3 protein-coding genes are annotated in these 3,431 nt (G+C 67.0%); 1 reads left to right on the top strand and 2 read right to left on the bottom strand.

Features of this window, described 5'->3' with window-relative positions; genetic code table 11:
• On the top strand, positions 1-1,182 hold a 1,182-nt coding region (locus tag VD972_RS22395), incomplete at its 5' end, for a TPM domain-containing protein (protein ID WP_324990198.1).
• A gap of 29 nt (positions 1,183-1,211) precedes the next feature.
• Here the strand turns inward: VD972_RS22395 and VD972_RS22390 are convergent.
• Both VD972_RS22390 and VD972_RS22385 read right to left on the bottom strand, forming a co-directional pair.
• Entirely contained in the window at positions 1,212-2,264 is a 1,053-nt protein-coding gene (locus VD972_RS22390; protein ID WP_324990196.1) for an alpha/beta hydrolase-fold protein, read from the bottom strand.
• A gap of 213 nt (positions 2,265-2,477) precedes the next feature.
• Complete coding sequence (locus VD972_RS22385) at positions 2,478-3,020, bottom strand: hypothetical protein (RefSeq protein ID WP_324990194.1); 543 nt, start codon at positions 3,018-3,020, stop codon at positions 2,478-2,480.
• Positions 3,021-3,431 lie beyond the last annotated feature (411 nt).

Below are 3,431 nucleotides of genomic sequence, written 5' to 3'. Positions count from 1 at the left end.
AGGCTGCGCTCCTGTAGCATGGAGGCCTCCGTGCTCACCGCGACACACATGTTGGGGCTCCGGGCCTGGGTGCTTCGGCTGCGGGTGACCTTGGGGCTCCTGCTTTGTGGGTGGGGGGCCGGGGCGTGGGCCGAGACAGTCCAGTCCCTCACCCGGCCCTCGCGGAGCACGTGGGTGGTGGATGGGACGGGGACGCTCGCGGACGAGACCCTGGCCGAGCTGGACGGGCTGGGCTCGGAGGTGAAGCGGAGCGGGCTGGGGCAGCTGGTGGTGGTGGTGGTGTTCACCACCGAGGGGCGTGCACCTCGGACGTTTGCCACGGAGCTGTTCAACCGGTGGGGCATCGGTCACGGCGGGCGCCATGACGGGGTGCTCCTCTTCATCGCGCTGCGGGATCGCAAGGCGGAGATCATCCTGGGGGAGGGCGTGGACACGCCCGAGGATGTGGCGCGCAGCAAGGAGCTGATGCGGGAGCGCATCGTCCCTGCCCTCAGGGAGGGAGCTCTGGATGTCGCGGTGCTCGAGGGAGCCCGAGGGCTGCAGGAGCTCCTGGAGAGTGCGCCGCTCAACCAGGGCCTGGCACAAGGCACGGTGCTCCACGAGCGGCTGGCTTTATCGGCACCCTCGAAGCCCGTGGCCAAGGACGCTCGGAAACCCCTCTCCAAGAAGGGTGCCTCTCCGCCTGCCCGGGAGCCCCGGAAGGAGTTCCTGGACGACGAGGGCATGTACGTGGAGCTCAGCACGTCGAGCTCCTCTGCGGGAGAGGACGCTCCCTCCTCGACGCCCGTTGCCGGGGAGCAGCTTCCGTCCTCCGAGTCTTCTCCTGCGTCCTCCACTCAGGGCGCGGGTGCCTCGCGCACGTCTTCGCAGAGCCCGGTGGCTCCCTGGGCCTGGGCTGTGGTGGGCGGCTTCATGCTGCTGCTCATCATCGGGAACCTGCTGCGCCGCCGTGGGGTGGCCTGTGAGCGCTGTGGTGCCCGGAACGTGAAGGTGTCCACGACCACACTCGTCGAGGTCGGCGATCACCACGAGGGGTTGGTGGAGGTGGTGGTGCGGTGCCGGCGCTGTGGGCATGTCGGTACCTCCACGCGCGAGACCTCGCCGCGGGGGCACTCGCACTCGCACCGCGGTGCTCACGGGGGAGGACGCTCTTCGGGTGGAGGCGCCAGCGGGAGCTGGTGAGGTGTACTGGCCGCTGAGAGGCGTGAGTCCTACGGGGAGGGGTAGAGCCACTCGAGGCCCCGCCACACATCGTCCCGCCAGGCGGGGTAGTTGTGCCCGGCAGGATACTCCCGGTAGTGCACGCGGTGCCTGGCTTGCTTCAGGACGGGGAGCATCCGCCGGTTGCCCTCGGTGAGGCGCTCGAAGATGCCACAGTCCATCCAGACGGAGAGCCGGCGGCGCCGAGCGGCCCGGGCCAGCTCGAACACGACGAAGTCGTCATGTCCTGGGACGGCAAAGGCTCCGGACTGGCTGAGCACCCGCCCGAAGACATGGGGGACGCGCAAGCCCAGGTAGAGGGCCATCAGTCCTCCCAGGGAGGCGCCGAGCACTCCGTGGATGCCGGGCTTGCGCCGCTCGTCCACGAGCCGGAGCTTCTCCTTGGCCAGGGGCAGCACCTTGTTCAGGAGGAAGCCCAGCGTGGCCTCGCTGCAGGCGTACTCCACGGTGCGAGCCCGGCCGCCGTTGGCCACCATGGCCAGGGCCACGGGGCGGATGCGCTGCTCGCGGATGAGGTTGTCCATCAGCGTGGGCAGACTTGCGCGGCGCATGTAGTCGGTCCCGTCGAGCACCACCATGAGGGGGTAGGGGCCTACGACGGGGGGCTCATAGAGGAAGAGCTCGCGCGTGGTGCCCACGGCCAGCTCGGAGGTCTCCACGAGGTGGCGGGTGAGCCGGCCGCGGAGGAGCTTGTCGCGCGACCGACGCGCCAGAGGCGTGGGGCTGTGCTCGGGCATGGAGAAGGAGTGATTGAGCTTCCCGGTCCCGTTGTCGGTGGGGTGGCGGTTGAGCGCGTCTTTCACCCGGCGGCCACGGGCGTCCAGGAGCACATATTCGACATAGGCGTCATGAGGGAGCGTGAGCGAGCGGGCCCAGAGTCCAGGGGACACCTGCTCCAGTGGGAGAGGCGGTCCGGCCCAGTCCTGGAAGTCCCCCGCGACGAAGACGGGCCTGCGCCCGCGCCACACGAAGGTGGCGGTGTCCCCGTCGATGACAGGCGAGCCCTGCTTGCGGGCCCGCGCCTCCAACATCTTGGCATCCATGAATGCCTCACCTACCAGGAGTGGGAGGGTAGCCGAAGGGCCAAGGGCGAGATAGGCCAAGGGAACGCTGGCGCGTGCCCGCGCTGGAGGGCCTCACAGGTTCAAGGTCGGGCCCCCAAAGGCCGGGTTCGTGAATCTCTGAGCGGTGGCGCAGCCTCCTGTGAGTGGTAGCGTGCCGTTCCTGGAAGTGCAGTCAGGGCCGTATCCCAACGGCTATTCGCTTGAGCGGCGCTTGCTCACAGCGGTCTTCTTCCGGGTGTTGCGCTCCTCTGTGGTGCCCTCCCCAGAATCAAGGCCGACGAATTTCCGGGCCCGAGCCAGGATAACGTCGTTCTGCTCTCGTAGTCCCGGCCGCAATCTCTGGCCACGGGTCCGCCGTTCGAAATCAGCGATGAGCGCAGCGGTCTTGCGCATACCCGCTGGAGATCCCTTGGCGGCCTGAGCCGCCCAGGAACAGACCAACAATCGGCAATCCATCGAGGAGTAGCCGAGCCGTTCCATTCGTCGTAGATACGGAGAGAACCCTCTCCAGGGACCTGCCATCGTCGCCATGAGCAGGTCCTCGGTGATGCGCCTCCGCATTTCCTGCTGCTCGTAAGCAGTACGCGTCTCCTTGAGAATTCGCCCTTCAAGTTGCTTGTACGCTTGGATCTTCTCCGGGATGGATGCCTTCTGGAGCGCAACAATGAGGCGATCCCGCTCTCGTGCCCACGCCATGAACCGGTCTTCCTCTTCTCGCGTCAGATGCCGGGGCATGGGAGCCTCACTCCGTTCCACGTGTAGATCGCCTGAGGCCAGAAGCCATTGGAAGTGCAGTATCCAAGGCAAGAGGAGCAGCGGCTATAGCCCAAAGCATGCCCAGGCAGGTTCAGGCCACCAGCCTCTACACATTGAGAGTAATGAGCCGAGCAACGATCCTTGGCATCCTCGTCCGGCTTGTCTGGCTCATCTCCTGTAGGAGGCGGCAGGACAGGCTCAGGGCCAGGCTTCGGAGAACCAGGCTTCTTGGGCTTGGGCGCCCTGGCGGCTTTGGACGAGATCTCCAACTGCTCGCAGGCTACCTTCGATCCGTTCTTGCACAAGCAGTCCAGTGTGCTCGCGCATCCTGGACCTGGTCCTAGACCTGCGGACTGATGCAACTGCCGCTGGCCGCCAACGCAGCCCCCA

This window comes from Hyalangium sp., assembly GCF_035629615.1.
GTDB lineage: Bacteria > Myxococcota > Myxococcia > Myxococcales > Myxococcaceae > Hyalangium.
Note: the sequence above shows the minus strand (reverse complement) of the source record. Positions and strands in the feature narration are given on the sequence as shown.